This is a genomic window from Streptomyces sp. NBC_00162, from assembly GCF_024611995.1.
GTDB lineage: Bacteria > Actinomycetota > Actinomycetes > Streptomycetales > Streptomycetaceae > Streptomyces.
Window position 1 is genome coordinate 5,970,929 of sequence record NZ_CP102509.1, and the last position, 15,861, is coordinate 5,986,789.

Genomic DNA, 15,861 nt, shown 5'->3' on the forward strand with positions numbered 1-15,861 from the left:
GGCCGCGGGGACACCCCTACACGAGCCGAGTGCGGCGGTCAGGCGTGCTCGCGCCAGCCGTTCGTGATGGGCAGCCGGCGGTCCTTCCCGAAGCCCTTCGCGGAGATCTTCGTGCCCGGCGGGTACTGGCGGCGCTTGTACTCCGCCGTGTCCACCATCCGCAGGGTCCTGGCGACCAGCTCGCGGTCGAAGCCCGCCCCGACGATCTCCTCCAGGCCCTGGTCGCGGTCCACGTACAGGGCCAGGATCGCGTCCAGCACCGGATAGTCCGGCAGCGAGTCCGTGTCCACCTGGCCCGGGCGCAGCTCGGCGCTCGGCGGCTTCACGATCGAGTTCTCCGGGATCGGCGGGATCTCGCCGCGCTCGGCCGCGGCCCGGTTGCGGTACTGCGCGAGCCGGAAGACGTCCGACTTGTACACGTCCTTGATCGGGCCGTACGCGCCCACCGAGTCCCCGTAGAGCGTGGAGTAGCCGACGGCCAGCTCCGACTTGTTGCCCGGGGCCAGCACGATGTGGCCCTCCTGGTTGGAGACCGCCATCAGCATGGTGCCGCGCAGCCGGGACTGGAGGTTCTCCTCGGCGAGGCCGGTGAGGCCCAGGGAGCCCATGTACGCGTCGAACATCGGCTCGATCGGCACGGTGCGGAATCTCAGACCGGTGCGCTCGGCCAGATCGGCCGCGTCGCCCCTGGAGTGGTCCGAGGAGTACTTCGAGGGCATCGAGATGCCGTGGACGTTCTGCGCGCCGATGGCATCGCAGGCGATCGCGGCGACCAGGGCGGAGTCGATGCCGCCGGAGAGACCGATCAGGACGGAGCGGAACCCGTTCTTCCTGACGTACGCGCGCAGGCCCACGACCAGCGCGTCGTAGATCTCCTCGTCATCGTCGAGGCGGTCGGCGTACCCGCCGGGGACGACCGGCTCGTACGGATCCACCGGCTCCTCGGACAGGACCACCCGGTCGATGCGCAGCCCGTCGTCCACCACGCCCTCGGGGGCCTCGGCCTGCGCGGCGGGCAGGTCGAGGTCGACGAGCACACAGCCCTCGGAGAACTGCGGGGCGCGGGCGATGACCTCGCCGCTGCCGTCGACGACGATCGAGTCCCCGTCGAAGACCAGCTCGTCCTGGCCGCCGATCATCGCCACGTAGGCGAGGGTGCAGCCGGCCTCCTGCGCCCGCTTCCGGACCAGTTCGAGGCGCAGGTCGTCCTTGTTGCGCTCGTACGGGGAGGCGTTGATCGAGATCAGCAGTCCGGCCCCGGCGGACCGGGTGGCCGGGACGCGGCCGCCCTCCTGCCAGAGGTCCTCGCAGATGGCCAGGGCCACGTCGATGCCGCGGACCCGGACGACCGGCTGGGTGTCGCCCGGCACGAAGTACCGGAACTCGTCGAACACGCCGTAGTTGGGGAGGTGGTGCTTGGCGAAGCGCAGCACGACCTCGCCGCGGTGCAGCACGGCGGCCGCGTTCTCCGGGGAGCCGGCCGGGCGGCCGAGCCGCGGCGCCGCCTTCTCCGTGCGGTCGAGGTAGCCGACGACGACCGGCAGCTCGCCGAGCCCCTCGTCCGCCAGCCGCCGCGCGAGCTCGCGCAGGCCGGTGCGGGAGGCCTCGACGAAGGACTCGCGCAGGGCGAGGTCCTCGACGGGGTACCCGGTCAGCACCATCTCCGGGAACGCCACGAGATGGGCGCCCTGCTCGGCGGAGTGCCGGGTCCAGTGGACGACCGAGTCCGCGTTGGCGGCGATGTTGCCGACGTGCGAGTCGATCTGATTCAGAGCGAGACGTAGTTGAGGCACGGGCCCAGTCTAATCGTCTTTCTGACGCGATGTCCTGGGCCCCGCCTGATTTCCGTTGCGGACCGCCGCCGGATCAGGTGAGGGGACCGGCGTACTTCACCGTGTCGAGCGCGGTTCCGGCGGAGATGTCCGCGCTGATGCTCTTCGTGCCCTCGGGGAGCTCGAACGCCGCGATGCCGCTGGCGGACTCCCCGGGCAGGATGGACCCCTGGATCATTTTCGGGACGATGCTGCCGCTGCCGTCGATGTCGAAGACCATCTCGGCGGTCATGCCCTTGTCGTCGCGGACGTTGGGCATCGCGTAGATCACGTCGTGCGGCTTGGCCGAGCCGTTGGTGATGGTGATCGTGATCTGGATCGCGTTCTTCACCTCCTCGCGGGCGATGATGCCCTTCGGCTGGTACTTCTTCGGCGCCGACAGGGTCACCTTGACGCCGTTGTCGTACGTGAAGGTCTCGCCGAACGGCAGCGCGCTGGTCAGGCCCGGAACCTTGGAGGGCGTCGGCGAGGGCTTCGGCCAGGGCTTCGGCGAGAAGGTCGGCGAGGAGTCGGGGTAGGGGATCAGCTCGCGCTCATGCCGGTCGAGGCCGCGCCCGGCCCGGTCGGCGGCCTTCTCCACGACGAGGGCGGTGAGGAAGACCCCGCCGACGGCGGCGCCGAGACCGAGTACGCCGAGGACGGTGCCGGTGACGGCCATCGCCTTGCGCGGGGCGCCGTTGGAGGAGCGCACCAGCGCGCCGATGCCCAGGCCCAGGGCGGTCGCGGCGAGGATGGCGCCGGCCCAGAAGAAGAAGGGGACGAGGCCGAGCAGGATGCCGACGATGCCGACGACCAGGGCGGCGACGGCCAGACCGTTGGTGGCCGGGGCGACCTGCGGGTACCCCTGGTACGGGACCCCGCCGAAGCCGGGACCGGGCTGGGCCCACGGATTGCCGGGGCCGCCGGGGCCACCGGGGCCGAATCCGGGGCCGAAGCCGGGACCGGCCGCGGGTCCCGTCGGACGAACCGGGGGAGCGGGCGCATCCGGGGAGGGCGGGGCGAACGGGTTCTGCGCGGGCGACGGCTCTTCGGGCGACGGGGGTTCGGCGGGCGACGGCTCTTCGGGCGACGGGGGCTGTGCGGGCGACGGGCTCTTCTCGAGCGACGGCTTCTTCTCGAGCGACGGCGGCTGCGTGGGTGCCGGGGCCTGCGCGGGCGGCCCGGTCACCGGGGCCGCCTCGGGTATGGGCGTGCCGGCCGGTTCCGTCGGCGGGCCGTTCGGGGTGCTGGGCGGGTTCGGCGGGGTGCTCATACCGGCGGGGGCGTCCTTATGTCGCAGCAGTCGTGATCACCGCAAGAGTGCCACGCCCCCGCCCGGCCCCCGCCGGGTTTTCCCTCGACGGCCGCCTACAGCTGGTAGCCGAGCACCGTCATCATCCCGGACTCCGAGTGGTAGACGTTGTGGCAGTGCGTCATCCACAGCCCCGGGTTGTCCGCGTCGAAGTCGGCCGTCAGCCTCCCGCCCGGCAGCAGGATCGCGGTGTCCTTGCGGGCCCCGCCCGCCTCGCCGCCCAGCGCGAAGGTGTGCCCGTGCAGGTGGACCGGATGCCACATCGGCGTCGCGTTGCGGAACTCCAGGCGGACCCGCTCGCCCGCCTTCACCGGATGCCGCTGGTCCGGTGTGTAGGGCTTGCCGTCGAAGGCCCAGTTGTACCGGGACATCGATCCGGTCAGCCGGATCTGGACCGTCCGGTCCGGCTCGCGCGGGGCCAGCGCCGCGGATTCGGCGGGCTTGAGCGCGTCCGCCATCAGCGGGGGCCCGTCCAGCTCGGCGGGGCGGGTCGCGGCGGTGGGCGCCGTCCCCGTACCGGTGCGCAGTACCGCGAGCGCCGACTGCCCCTTGCCCTCGGCCAGCGCGGTCAGCGGGAACACCCCGTCCTGCGCGGTGACCAGTACGTCGTACCGCTCGCCCATGGCCAGCAGCAGCGAGCCCGTCTTCGCGTGCTCCACCGGGAAGCCGTCCGTGTGGGTGACCGTCAGTTCGTGGCCGCCGAGGGCGATCCGGAAGGCGGTGTCCCCGCCCGCGTTGATCAGGCGCAGCCGGATCCGGTCGCCGGGGCGGGCGGTGAAGACCGACGGGTCGTCCGCGACCTTGCCGTTGATCAGGTAGTGGGGGTAGGCGACATCGCCGGCTTCCTTGCCGAGGATGTCGCTGTCGGCGCCCACGAGCAGGCGCGAGGGCCCGCTGCCGGCGGTCGGCTGGGCGTGGGCGGCGTGGGCGGAGTCGCCCTGGCCCTTGCGGAGTTCGGCGAGGACGGCGTCCGGGGTGGCGCCGTCGACCCCGTCGATCCAGTCGTCCAGCACCACCACCCACTCCTTGTCGTAGGAGAGGGGCTCCTTCGGGTCCTCGACGATGAGCGGGGCGTACAGGCCGCGGTCCTGCTGGACACCGGTGTGCGGGTGGAACCAGTACGTCCCCGGCTCCGTGACGGCGAACCGGTACGCGAACGAGCCGCCCGGGGCGATGTCCCGCTGGGTCAGCCCGGGCACCCCGTCCATGTCGTTGCGCAGCGCGAGGCCGTGCCAGTGCAGGGAGGTGGCCTCGGGCAGGTTGTTGGCCAGGGTGAGGGCGAGGGTGCCGCCCGCCGTGACCCGCACCTCCTTGCCGGGCAGCCGGTCCCCGTACGCCCAGGAGCGGACGGTGTGCCCTCCGCCGAGGTCGAGCGGGGTGGCGGTGGCGGTGAGCTTGACCTCGGTGAGCGGTCCGGTGGCCTTGCGGGCGGCCTCGGCGGCCTTGACCTCCGGCCCGGCGGGGTCGACGTACCCCTCGGGTCCGTCGGCGGCGGAGCCGCCGTGGTGCATGGAGCCGTGGCGGCCCTGGCCGGCCTGCCCGCCCTGGCCGGAATCCGGTCCGGGAGGGCGGGCGCAGGCGGAGAGCAGCCCTGAACCGGCACCGGTGACGGCGACGGCGGCGGCTGCGCCGAGCAGGGCGCGACGGGTCGGAAGAGAGCGCATGGGAGCACCTAACGGTCGGGTGTTGCCGCGCCCCCGAGCGGCGCGGCGGCTCGCCGGGAACTGCACGTCAGGCGGGGACGTTACCCGGGGTGGGTATCCGATCGGAGGACCGACGCTGCGTTTGCATAGGATTAGTCACACTATGTCCCCTCATGGCTTCTCTCCGCGCACCGCCTGGCCGGTCGCGACGCTCATCGGCCTGGGCGCCGCCGCCTACACCGCGTGGGTGCTCGAAGTCGTCCTCTCCACGGGCCTGAACCCCATCGAGACGTACGTGAGCGAGCTGGCCGCCCAGGACCAGCCGCTCGGCGGCCTGTTCCGGGCCACCGACTTCACCGCCGGGCTGTTCGCCTTCCTCGGCGGACTGCTGGCGCTGCTCCGGCTGGTGCGGCACGCCGAGTCCCGCCGCCCGTGGGCGGTCGTCGGCTGGGCCGGGGTCACCCTGTTCGGCGCGGCCACCGCCGCCGACGCCTGGCTGCCGCTGAGCTGCGCGCCCACCGTGGACCCCGAGTGCGCCGCCCGCGAGACCGCCGGGCTGGTCCCCGCCACCCATCAGGCCCATGCCGTCAGCAGCAGCCTGGCCATGACCGGCGCCCTCGTCGGGATCGTGGCCCTCACCGTCGCCGCCCGCCGCTACGGCTGGTTCGCCCCGCTCGCCCGCTACGGGCCCGTGCTCGTCGCCCTCGAACTGCTCGCCACCGTCTGGACCCTGTCCGCCATCGCGCTGTTCACCGCCGGGCACGGCACCTGGGCCCTGGGCGCCGGGCAGCGGCTCCAGGTGCTGTTCGTCGCGCTGTGGCTGGGTCTGCTCGCGTACTCCGTCCACCGGGAGGGCCGTACATGACCACGCCGCACGGGAACACGCGGTACATGACCACGCGGTTCGGAAACACGCGCTGCGGGAACGGCGCCGGCCGGTTCGTGCGGGTGGACGGGGTCCCGCTGCACGTCGTGACCGAGGGCCGCGGGCCGGTGGTCGTGCTCAGCGCCGGGCTCGCCATGGCCTGGTTCGACTGGGACGAGGTCGCCGCCCTGCTGGTCGCCCGGGGCCGCACCGTCGTCCGCTTCGACCGCCCCGGGCACGGTCTCAGCGGCCCCGCCACCGCGCCGGCGACCGCGGCCGGGGAGGCCCACCGGATCGCCGGACTGCTGGACGCGCTGGGTCTCACGGACCCCGTCACCGTCGTCGGGCACTCGATCGCCGGATTCCACGCCGAGGCCTTCGCCCGCCTCCACCCGGAGCGCACCGCCGCCCTGGTGCTGGTCGACTCCAGCGTGGAGGAGGCCCCCCGAACCCTGCTGCCCGCGGCGCTGCGCACCGCTGCCGCCCGCGCGCTCGGCCGGGCGGTGACCGCCGCCGGACTGCCCGCCGCACTGGGACCGGGGGCCCGGCGGGCGACCGTACGGGCCTCCCGCACCGGCGGCGGTGATCCGGCCGCGCGGGACCTCGTACGCCGCTGCTACCGCACCGGCCGCGTCTGGCGCGGGGCCCTGCTGGAGAACGCGGGGTACCCGGACACGGCCGCCGAGGTACTGGCCCTGCGCGGGACGCACCCGCTGACCGCGCCGGCCACCGTCCTCGCGGCCCACGACGGCTCCGGGGGCCGCCGCGCCCTGCGCTGGCCGGCCCGGCAGGCGGACCTCGCCGACCGGCTCGGAGCCCGCTTCGAGCTCGTCGAGCCCGCCGGACACCTGGTCATGCTGGACCGCCCGGACCAGGTGGCCCGGGCGGTCCTGCACGCTTGAGGTCCTGTCCGGCTGAGCTCCTGTCCGGCTGAGGACTTGTCCGGCCGGTCAGGACCGCGCGTAGACCTTCTCCGCCCAGCCGGCGATCTGGTCGTCCGTGAGGTGCTTGGCCAGGTCGGCCTCGCTGATCATGCCGACGAGCTTCTTGTTCCGGATCACCGGCAGCCGCTTGATCTGGTGGCTCTGCATCTCCTCCAGGACCTCGGAGACGTCCGCACCCGCGTCGATCCAGCGCGGCGTGCCCTGGGCCATGTCACCGGCCGTCACCTTCGCCGGGTTGTGCCCCTTGGCCACACAGCCGACGACGATGTCGCGGTCGGTCAGGATCCCGCAGAGCCGTTCCGTCTTGTCGCTGATGGGCAGCGCGCCCACATTGAGGCGGGCCATCAGCTGAGCGGCCCGGTCCAGGGTCTCGGTGGCGGGGATCCACTGGGCCCCGGCGTGCATGATCTCTCCGGCGGTGGTCATCGCATCAACCTCCTGAGCGCCGATGTGCGGCGGGACGCGGACGCGTCCGCCGCGGCGTCTCCGTCCGGCACGGGCGGAATACAGGCGCACTACACGCGTGCACGCCCGTACGGGTGGGAGGCGCCCTCCCACCACCGTACGGGCGTGTCCCGTCACCCGCGCGGCGCAGCCCCGCGCTGCCCCAGCATGTCCGCCATCAAGGTGAGCTCCGAGCGCTGCGCGTCGACCATGCCCTGCGCCAGCTCCCGCTCGACCGGCGTCTCGCACAGCCGCGCACAGCCCTCGGCCATCGCGACGCCGCCCTTGTGGTGGTCGGTCATCAGCTGGAGGTAGAGCACCTCGGCGTCCCGGCCGGAGGCCGCGGCCAGCCGGGCGAGCTCCTCCTTGGTGGCCATGCCGGGCATCAGCGCGCCGGGCTTGGCGGCCTGCCCGCCGTGCTCGCCGTGACCGCCGTGGCCGGTGTGCTCGCCGTCGGCCCCTGACGTGCCCATCCAGGACATGGGCGGCTCTCCCGCCACCACCTTCGGCAGCCCCCACAGGTCCAGCCAGCCGAGCAGCATGCCCCGCTGGTTGGCCTGGGTGTTGGCGATGTCGTAGGCGAGGCTGCGGACCGCCTCGTCCTGGGTGCGGTCCCGCACGATGAACGACATATCCACCGCCTGCTGGTGGTGCACCGCCATGTCCCGCGCGAAGCCCGCGTCCGGCGAGTGCAACGCCGGTGTGCGGGCCGGCGTACCGGTGTCGCCGGTCGCGGCGGTGACCGTGGCGGCCGCCGCGAACAGCAGCGCCAGCAGCACGGCCGTGCCGGCGACCCAGTACGTACGGGGGGTGCGGCCGGACGGCCGGCTCACTGGCCGGCCACCCCGCTGGTGCAGGCCGCGCCCGGCTCCGGGGTCTGCGGGCCCTGCACGTACTTGGTGAAGAACTGCGCCACGCGCGGGTCGTCCGCCTTCTCCACCGTCAGCTGCTTGCCCCACGCGTTGAGCATGATCGCGCCGGCCTGCTCCTTGACCGGGCTCATCAGCGTGTACGGGGTCTTGGCCACCGTCTCGGCGAGCTTGTCCAGGTCGCCCTGGGCGGCCTTGTCGTTGTAGGTCACCCAGACCGCGCCGTGCTCCAGCGAGTGCACGGCGTTCACCTCGGGCACCGGGCTCTTGTAGACGTCGCCGTTGCAGTTCATCCAGCGGGGGTGGTGGTCACCGCCGACCGGGGGGTTCATCTCGTACTTCACCGGGGTCTCGACGTGGTTGCGGCCGAGGTTCTTCGCGTCCCAGGTCTGCTCGCCGTCGACCGGCGTCTTGCGGGCCAGTTCGACGGCGTCCTTCTTGCGCTGCTCGGTCTGCTTTTGGTCGATCATCACCCAGGCGCCGAAACCGACCAGGCCGACGACGATGACCGCCGAGGTCGTGATCGCGATCGCCTTGTTGCGCCGGTCCCGCGCTTTGTCGGCCCGGCGCATCTCGGCTATGCGCGCCTGGCGGGAGTGCTGGTCTGTGGTCTTTCCGGACTTGCTGGCCATGGTGCCCTGGTTCCTTCTGCTGAGGGGGGTGGATGGACGCGAAACCGGACCCGTCAGGTCCGCAGCACCTGGAGGACATGCAGGTCGGGGGCGCGCGCAAGTGCCAGGGGAGCCCGGATCCGGCCCGGACCGCCGGTCGCGGCGACGGGCGGCGGTTCGCCGCCGGCCACGGTCACGGCGGGCGGCGGCACGGGCAGCAGCCCCGGCATCACGTGCGCGAGGGGCGAGCAGCCGGGCAGGTCGTACGGGGACACGCAGACGGCGTGGGCCGGCTCGCGCGCCTGGACGGCCGTCGGGGCATGGGGTTCACCGGGCCGCGCGCAGAAGAGCAGCACTCCGGCGAGCACTCCGATGAGCACGCCGACGAGTCCGCCGGCGAGCCCGCCGTAGGCCGTCAGCAGGACGGCGCGCGGAAGGCCGGGACGTGTGTGACGCCCCCCGCGCGTGTGCTGCCGGCCCCCCATGGGCGCAGATGGTAATGCTCATGACCGGTCCACGGTCAGTGCGGGGGTGCCGCGAGCTTTGCCGGGTGCGTAATGTGGCGGAAACCACCGCTGGCGATACTGGGCCGGCCCGACTGTGCCCAAACCCTCGCGGTGGTGGTGCACAGGCCGTCTGAACTGCGAGGATGAAGGCATGGACAAGCAGCAGGAATTCGTCCTCCGGACGCTTGAGGAGCGCGACATCCGCTTCGTGCGCCTGTGGTTCACCGACGTACTGGGCTTCCTGAAGTCCGTCGCGGTCGCCCCCGCGGAGCTGGAGCAGGCCTTCGACGAGGGCATCGGCTTCGACGGCTCCGCGATCGAGGGCTTCGCGCGGGTCTACGAGTCCGACATGATCGCCAAGCCGGACCCGAGCACGTTCCAGATACTGCCGTGGCGCGCCGAGGCTCCCGGGACCGCCCGGATGTTCTGCGACATCCTGATGCCGGACGGCTCCCCGTCCTTCGCGGACCCGCGCTACGTTCTCAAGCGCATCCTGGCCAAGACCTCGGACCTGGGCTTCACCTTCTACACCCACCCCGAGATCGAGTTCTTCCTGCTGAAGGACAAGCCGCTGGACGGCACCCGTCCGGTCCCGGCCGACAACTCCGGCTACTTCGACCACACTCCGCAGAACGTGGGCATGGACTTCCGCCGCCAGGCGATCACCATGCTCGAGTCGATGGGCATCTCGGTCGAGTTCAGCCACCACGAGGGCGCCCCGGGCCAGCAGGAGATCGACCTCCGCTACGCCGACGCGCTCTCCACGGCCGACAACATCATGACCTTCCGCCTGGTGATGAAGCAGGTCGCCCTGGAGCAGGGCGTGCAGGCCACCTTCATGCCGAAGCCCTTCTCGGAGTACCCGGGTTCGGGCATGCACACCCATCTCTCCCTCTTCGAGGGCGACCGCAACGCCTTCTACGAGTCGGGCGCGGAGTACCAGCTCTCGAAGGTCGGCCGGTCCTTCATCGCGGGCCTGCTCAAGCACGCCGCCGAGACGGCAGCCGTCACCAACCAGTGGGTCAACTCCTACAAGCGCATCTGGGGCGGCTCCTCCCGCACGGCCGGCTCCGGCGGCGAGGCCCCCTCGTACATCTGCTGGGGCCACAACAACCGCTCGGCCCTGATCCGCGTCCCGATGTACAAGCCGGGCAAGACCGGCTCCTCCCGCGTCGAGGTCCGCTCCATCGACTCGGGCGCCAACCCCTACCTCACGTACGCCGTGCTCCTGGCGGCGGGCCTGAAGGGCATCGAGGAGGGCTACGAACTCCCGGCCGGCGCCGACGACGACGTCTGGGCCCTCTCCGACGCGGAACGCCGCGCGATGGGCATCGAACCCCTCCCGCAGAACCTCGGCGAGGCCATCGCCCTGATGGAACGCAGCGAACTGGTGGCCGAAACCCTCGGCGAGCACGTCTTCGACTTCTTCCTGCGCAACAAGAAGCAGGAGTGGGAGGAGTACCGCTCGGAGGTCACGGCCTTCGAACTCCGCAAGAACCTCCCGGTGCTGTAAGGGCAGGTCACAGCCCCTGCGGGCCACGCACGACACTCCGGGCCGACGGTCAGCGACCGTCGGCCCGGAGTCGCGGTTGGGCCCCGTCAGTGACCGAGGGCCGCCTTCGCTGCCACGATGAGCAATACGAAGGCCAGGTTGACCAGGCCCTCGATGACCGCCTGGGTGCGGGACGCACCGGCGTTCAGGGCTCCGAACAGAGCCCAGGAGAACTGCTGCGCCCCCGCGACCGACAGTGCGAGCCACCCCGCGCCGCTCGGCCCCAGCCCCAGGAGCGGGCTCACCGCCACGGCCGCCGCCGGCAGCACGGCCGCCTCGAAGATGGGCAACTCGCGCCGTCCGGCCCGTCGGACCTCGGCCCAGCCGACGGGCCTGCCAACCAGTCGTTCGCCGGCGAGGCTCGCATAGACATGGGCCGCCCAGAAGACCGCGCCCGTCACGAGAAGCAAGACGATGAGCTGGACGTACGGGAAGTCACCGGCCGCGCTGGCGGTGGCGATCACCGAAGCCGCGAGGATCGACCCGTAGACGGCTCCCGCGTGGTCCGTCCGCGATGCCGACCGGGTGTGGTCGGATCTGTGAGGCCATCGGAAAAGGCGGTGCACCCGTCCAACCTATAGACCGCGGCCCTCCCCCGGCCGCACCACACGCGGACGGGTGCGTTCCGCCGCTGCGCCCTCGCTACGCCGACTTGGCGGCCTGGCGCGGGCCGCGGCCCAGGCCTGCGGCGACCAGGAGGGCCGCCGCGAGCACGATCACCGCGTCGATCACGAGGACCGTGCGCACCCCGTCGAAGAGCGCCGTCTGCGTCGTGGCCAGGGCGCCGAGGAGCGGGATGCCGACGGTGAGGCCGACCTGCTGTGTGGTGGTGACCAGGCCGGTCGCCAGGCCCTGTTCCCCGTCGGGCACACCGCTCGTCACGACGAGTCCGTACGAGATGATCGCGCCGAGGTGGCACATGCTGGCCAGGGACACGGCGACGGCCGCCAGCAGGGCGCCCGACTGCGTGCCCACGCCGAGCAGTCCGGCGGTGAGCACGCCCTGGCCGGCCAGTGAGGCGACCAGCGTGCGGCGGGCGCCGAAGCGGCCGATGACCCTCGGGGCGTACCAACCGGCCACCACGGAGGCCGCGCCCTGGACGCCGAACACCAGACCCGTACGGAAGGACGACAGCCCCAGCGTCTCCTGGAGGTAGAGCGTCAGCACGAAGATGACCGCCGACATCATGGAGAACGTCACCAGTCCGCCCACATTGCCCCAGGCGACCGTACGCCGCCTCAACATCGGCAAGGAGACCAGTGGAGCCGGGGACTTCGACTCCACCACCACGAACGCGGCGAGCAGGGCGAGTCCGACGACCAGCGTGCCCCACACGTCCACACCGCCGAAGCCGCGCTCGGCCGCCGTCGACAGGGCGTAGATCACCGCGAGCAGACCACCGGTGACCGTGACGGCACCGGGCACGTCCAGCCGCGGCCGCTCGGGGGTACGCGACTCCGGCAGCAGCCCGGGCGCGAGGAGCAGCACGACCGCCGCGGCGACCGCGAGCAGGCCCATGGTGGAGCGCCAGCCCAGGGTGTCGGTCATGACACCGCCGAGCAGCATGCCGATGGTGAAGCCGAGCGAGAGCAGGGTGCCGGAGATGCCGAGCGCCTTGTCGCGCAGCGGGCCCTCCGGGAAGGTCGTGGTCAGCAGGGACATCCCGGTCGGCACGATGACCGCCGCGCCCAGGCCTTGCAGGGCCCGCCCGGTCAGGAAGGACGCCGGATCCCAGGCGAGGGTGGCGAGCATTGAGGCCGCGCCGAAGACCACGAGGCCGGTCAGGAACAGCTTCTTGCGGCCGAACAGGTCGGCGATCCGGCCGAAGAGGAGCAGGAAGCCCCCGGACGGCAGCGCGAACGCGGTGACCGCCCACTGGAGGGCGGACCGGCTCAGCCCCAGGTCCTCGCCGAGCACCGGCAGGGCCACGTTGAGCACGGAGAAGTCGAGCGCCACCATGAACTGGGCGGCGCAGAGTACGAAGAGGACCAGTCTGGCCCGGCCCGAGAGCCGGTCGGTCCCGGGAGCCGCCGTGTGCGGCCCGGTGCTTGTCGTCTGTGTGTCGATCGCCATGGTCACAGCCTCGCGGCCCGGGAATGCCCGTGCAGAGTGGGAACTTATCCTGTTGGCGGCACCACCAGGCAGCCGAACAGGGGGATTTCGTGGTCACACCGTCCGAAGCGCACCGCCGGACCGAACTCCGCGAGTTCCTCATGAGCAGACGCGCCCGGATCACCCCGGCCGAGGCCGGCCTGCCGGACGGCGGGGCCCGCCGCCGCACCCCGGGCCTGCGCCGGGAGGAGGTCGCGGTGCTCGCCGGAGTCGGGGCCTCCTGGTACCAGTGGCTGGAACAGGGCCGCGACATCACGGTGTCCTCGCAGGTACTGGACGCGGTGGGCCGGGTGCTGAAGCTCAGCAGCGCCGAACTGCGGCACCTGTACGTGCTCGCCGGGCTCAATCCGCCCGCCCTCGAGGTCGCCCCGGCCGACCGGGACATGTGCCAGGGGCTGAGGCGGCTGATCGACGCCTGGATGCCGTTCCCCGCGCACATCATGGACCGGTACTGGAACACGGTGCTGTACAACGACGCGGCCGCGCTGGTCTTCGGCATGCGCCCGGAGATCGTGCAGAACTGTCTGATCGCCTTCTTCACCGACCCCATCTACCGGGCCCGCTCCCCGCACTGGGAGGAGGTGGCCTGCCAGGTGGTGGCCCAGTTCCGGGCGGCCTGCTCGGAGCACCCGCACGACGAGGGGTTCCGGGCCGTGGTCGAGGAGGCGCGGGAGCTCAGCGCGGAGTTCACCGAGCTGTGGGAGCGGCGGGACATCGAGCCCGGAGGCCAGCTCCAGAAGCAGATGGTGCATCCCGTCGTCGGCAGGCTGTACGTGGAGTCGACCCAGCTGCGCGTCCCAGCCCGCCCGGACCTGGCGATCGTGCTCCACACCCCGCTGCCGGGCACCGAGACGGCGGAGAAGCTGGAGTGGCTGACCTCGCCGGAGGGCCGGCGGGGGTCGATGTACCCCCTCGCCGGCTAAACCCTCTTCCCGGGCCGGTCAGCGAACCCACCCGGGCGGGCCTGCGGAGTCTCCCGGACGTCAGCGGACCGCGCGGCGCCAGATGGGGCGGCCGGGTGCCGCGGCCGTGGTGGTGGTGTGGAGCTGCGCGTCCAGGCCCAGGACCGCCGTCGTCGAGCCCGCGGGTTCGACGACGGCCGCCGGGGCGCCCGCGTAGAGCATCCCGGACTCCGTCCACGCGGGCGGGCCGCCCAGGCCCGTCGTACCGATGGTGCCGCTGTCCGCGCGGCCCGAGATGAGGCGGCCCGCGACGCCGACCGCGCCGTAACCGGCCCGGCCGCCCGCCTCCGAGACGCTGGAGACCTGGGGCTTGCCCGGGCCCGCCGTGACCAGGGCGGAGCGGACGACCCCCGAGTCGGGGCGGCGGAAGTACAGCCGGACGCCCGCGCCGTCCGGGGCCGCCGAGAGGGGGACCGTCGTGGCGGGCAGGCCCGTCGGCTGCGGCCCGACAAGGGGGGCGCCCGGGGCGGCCTGGGTCCAGGCCAGGACCGACTTGGTGGTGGTGGCGTACACGTGGCGGCGCCCGGCGGAGTCGAGCGCCGTCACCGGGTCGCTCTGCAGGTCCTCGCCGCCCAGCCGCCGCCAGGAGGAGAAGCCGCCGTCCGGCTGCTGGGTGGCGGCCCGCAGGGTGCGCCGGGAGTCGCGGAGGTAGACGGTGAGGCGGCCGGCCGCGTCCACGGCCGCGGCCGGTGCGCTGATCGACGAGGTGCCGTCCTCGTCGACGTGCTCGGGGGTGCCGAGCGACTGCCACGGCCCGAACGCCCCGTCGGGCGCGGACTGGACGGCGTACACGACCTCGCGGCGGTAGTCCTCGGGCTGCGGGGAGCCGAAGACGGTGCGGGTGGCGAGGACCGCGATCCGCCCGTCCGGCAGGCGGGCGGTGGTCGCCCCCGGGTCGATGCCGGTGCCCGGGAGGAGGGACGGGCCCGTCCAGTCGCCGCCGGGGTTCCGGGTCCAGTACGCGGTCTGCCCGTCCAGCGTGGCGAACGCCCAGAGGCGGCCGGGCGTGCCCTCGACCAGCCAGGAGGTGTGGTCGGCGCGGGTGTAGCGCAGCGACTGCGCCCAGTTGCGCCCGGTCGGGTTGCCCGCGACCTTGCGGTCGCCGCAGCCCGAGGGGGAGCCGCAGTAGTCCTGGCGGTCCTGCCAGGCGTACGTCCGCAGGAAGCCGGTCTTCGTCTCGGCCGTCTGCGGGTCCAGCGCGTGCGGGAGGGTGCTGTTGTGGTAGCCGAGGTAGCTCTGGACCGCGAACCGGGGGCGGTCCGTGTACTGGGCGGCGTAGGCGGCCGAGGCGGCCTGCACGAACCGCGCCCCGTACATGTGGTCCTGGTGGTCGGTGTACCGGCCGCTCTCCTCGTACCGGCCCGGCGTCGGGTCCTGCATCCGTATCGTCGTCGGCTCGTAGCGGGCCAGGACCCCGGCTATCGCCTGTATCAGCTGGTCCTTCGTGTACGTGAACTGCTGCTTGACCGGGGTGCCGGAGGTCAGCTGGGCGCCCAGCGCCGGTATCCGGCCGTTCCACAGGCCGCGCAGGCTGTCGGGGGTGTCCGCGCCGGTGCTGCGGGCCTCGCGCAGCTGGAACCAGACCAGGTTGACGTGCGGCTTCGCTATGAGCACGTCGAGCTCGGCCTGGCCGCCGCCTGCGGTGGGTATGACGGTGCGCTTCCACGCGCTGGTCCGGTCCCCGGTGGCCATCTGCGCGTAGGCGGAGCGTATGCCGTTCTGCCGGGCCTCCGCGTAGTGGGTGCGGTCGGCGGGCTGCTCGGGGTCCCGGATGCTCGCGCCGTGCGCCTCGTTGCGGCCGTCGGCCTCGCCGGAAGTGAGGTAGGCGGTGGTGACGGGGACGCCGGACAGCAGCGAGCGGCTGAGGTCCGGGTTCATGAAGAACAGGTCGTCATCGGGGTGCGCGACGACCTGGACGACCGATCCGGCGGTGACGCTCGCGGGCAGTGCGGCGGCGCTCTTCTCCTGGGTGGCCCCGGCCGACGTCTGCTGGCCGGAGGCGACGGCGAGCACACCGGTGGTGCCGGCGGTGAGCACGCCGAGCAGAGCCGCGAAGCGGCGGCGGGTCATGGGCATCGGGCACGCCTAGGGTTCGATCGTCCGGGCGGGAAAACCGCTGAGCAGTCAGAGAGAGGCCATTACGGGGAACTTGGTTCACCGATTTCGGCGATGACTCCTGCTTTCCGGAAATGACCGGACGTGATTGTGCCCTGTGGAGTTTTTGATCCGG

14 protein-coding genes are annotated in these 15,861 nt (G+C 72.6%); 4 read left to right on the plus strand and 10 right to left on the minus strand.

Going from position 1 to position 15,861, the window contains the following annotated elements; genetic code table 11:
• Positions 1 to 38: 38 nt before the first annotated feature.
• The 3 genes from JIW86_RS27740 to JIW86_RS27750 all read right to left on the minus strand — a co-directional run bounded on the left by JIW86_RS27740 (position 39) and on the right by JIW86_RS27750 (position 4,787).
• On the minus strand, positions 39 to 1,793 hold the full coding sequence (locus tag JIW86_RS27740; protein WP_257556589.1) for an NAD+ synthase: 1,755 nt from the start codon (positions 1,791 to 1,793) through the stop codon (positions 39 to 41).
• Between the two features lie 73 nt (positions 1,794 to 1,866).
• A complete protein-coding gene (locus tag JIW86_RS27745) occupies positions 1,867 to 3,084 on the minus strand; it encodes a DUF4190 domain-containing protein (protein WP_257556590.1) in 1,218 nt (405 codons plus the stop codon).
• Positions 3,085 to 3,179: 95 nt separating this feature from the next.
• The gene (locus JIW86_RS27750; RefSeq protein ID WP_257556591.1) at positions 3,180 to 4,787 is read right to left on the minus strand and encodes a multicopper oxidase family protein; all 1,608 of its coding nucleotides are present in this window, start codon (positions 4,785 to 4,787) and stop codon (positions 3,180 to 3,182) included.
• 142 nt (positions 4,788 to 4,929) lie between these two features.
• Here JIW86_RS27750 and JIW86_RS27755 point away from each other — a divergent pair, with 142 nt between their 5' ends.
• Together JIW86_RS27755 and JIW86_RS27760 are read left to right on the plus strand one after the other, a co-directional pair.
• Complete coding sequence (locus JIW86_RS27755; RefSeq protein ID WP_257556592.1) at positions 4,930 to 5,631, plus strand: DUF998 domain-containing protein; 702 nt, start codon at positions 4,930 to 4,932, stop codon at positions 5,629 to 5,631.
• Positions 5,632 to 5,657: 26 nt separating this feature from the next.
• Entirely contained in the window at positions 5,658 to 6,533 is an 876-nt protein-coding gene (locus JIW86_RS27760) for an alpha/beta fold hydrolase (protein ID WP_257559463.1), read from the plus strand.
• Between the two features lie 48 nt (positions 6,534 to 6,581).
• Here the strand turns inward: JIW86_RS27760 and JIW86_RS27765 are convergent, their stop codons facing one another.
• From JIW86_RS27765 to JIW86_RS27780, 4 genes are all read right to left on the minus strand, one after another.
• On the minus strand, positions 6,582 to 7,001 hold the full coding sequence (locus tag JIW86_RS27765; RefSeq protein ID WP_215140684.1) for a CBS domain-containing protein: 420 nt from the start codon (positions 6,999 to 7,001) through the stop codon (positions 6,582 to 6,584).
• Between the two features lie 152 nt (positions 7,002 to 7,153).
• On the minus strand, positions 7,154 to 7,852 hold the full coding sequence (locus JIW86_RS27770; RefSeq protein ID WP_257556593.1) for a DUF305 domain-containing protein: 699 nt from the start codon (positions 7,850 to 7,852) through the stop codon (positions 7,154 to 7,156).
• Complete coding sequence (locus JIW86_RS27775; protein WP_257556594.1) at positions 7,849 to 8,520, minus strand: DUF3105 domain-containing protein; 672 nt, start codon at positions 8,518 to 8,520, stop codon at positions 7,849 to 7,851. Before JIW86_RS27775 ends, JIW86_RS27770 begins: the two co-directional genes overlap by 4 nt.
• 53 nt (positions 8,521 to 8,573) lie before the next feature.
• Positions 8,574 to 8,984, minus strand: coding sequence for a hypothetical protein (locus JIW86_RS27780; protein WP_257556595.1), 411 nt, complete (start codon positions 8,982 to 8,984; stop codon positions 8,574 to 8,576).
• A 172-nt stretch (positions 8,985 to 9,156) separates the two neighbouring features.
• Between JIW86_RS27780 and JIW86_RS27785 the strand changes: the two genes are divergently transcribed.
• A complete protein-coding gene (locus tag JIW86_RS27785) occupies positions 9,157 to 10,518 on the plus strand; it encodes a glutamine synthetase family protein (RefSeq protein WP_031148703.1) in 1,362 nt (453 codons plus the stop codon).
• An 86-nt stretch (positions 10,519 to 10,604) separates the two neighbouring features.
• Here JIW86_RS27785 and JIW86_RS27790 read toward each other — a convergent pair whose 3' ends face one another.
• Together JIW86_RS27790 and JIW86_RS27795 are read right to left on the minus strand one after the other, a co-directional pair.
• Positions 10,605 to 11,123, minus strand: coding sequence for a hypothetical protein (locus JIW86_RS27790; RefSeq protein WP_257556596.1), 519 nt, complete (start codon positions 11,121 to 11,123; stop codon positions 10,605 to 10,607).
• Between the two features lie 76 nt (positions 11,124 to 11,199).
• On the minus strand, positions 11,200 to 12,630 hold the full coding sequence (locus JIW86_RS27795; protein WP_257556597.1) for an MFS transporter: 1,431 nt from the start codon (positions 12,628 to 12,630) through the stop codon (positions 11,200 to 11,202).
• A gap of 140 nt (positions 12,631 to 12,770) precedes the next feature.
• On the opposite strand from JIW86_RS27795, the gene JIW86_RS27800 reads away from it, so the two are divergent.
• Positions 12,771 to 13,592, plus strand: a complete 822-nt coding sequence (locus JIW86_RS27800) for a helix-turn-helix transcriptional regulator (protein WP_251064131.1) — start codon at positions 12,771 to 12,773, stop codon at positions 13,590 to 13,592.
• A 60-nt stretch (positions 13,593 to 13,652) separates the two neighbouring features.
• Here the strand turns inward: JIW86_RS27800 and JIW86_RS27805 are convergent, their stop codons facing one another.
• Positions 13,653 to 15,707, minus strand: a complete 2,055-nt coding sequence (locus JIW86_RS27805) for a PIG-L family deacetylase (RefSeq protein WP_257556598.1) — start codon at positions 15,705 to 15,707, stop codon at positions 13,653 to 13,655.
• Positions 15,708 to 15,861 lie beyond the last annotated feature (154 nt).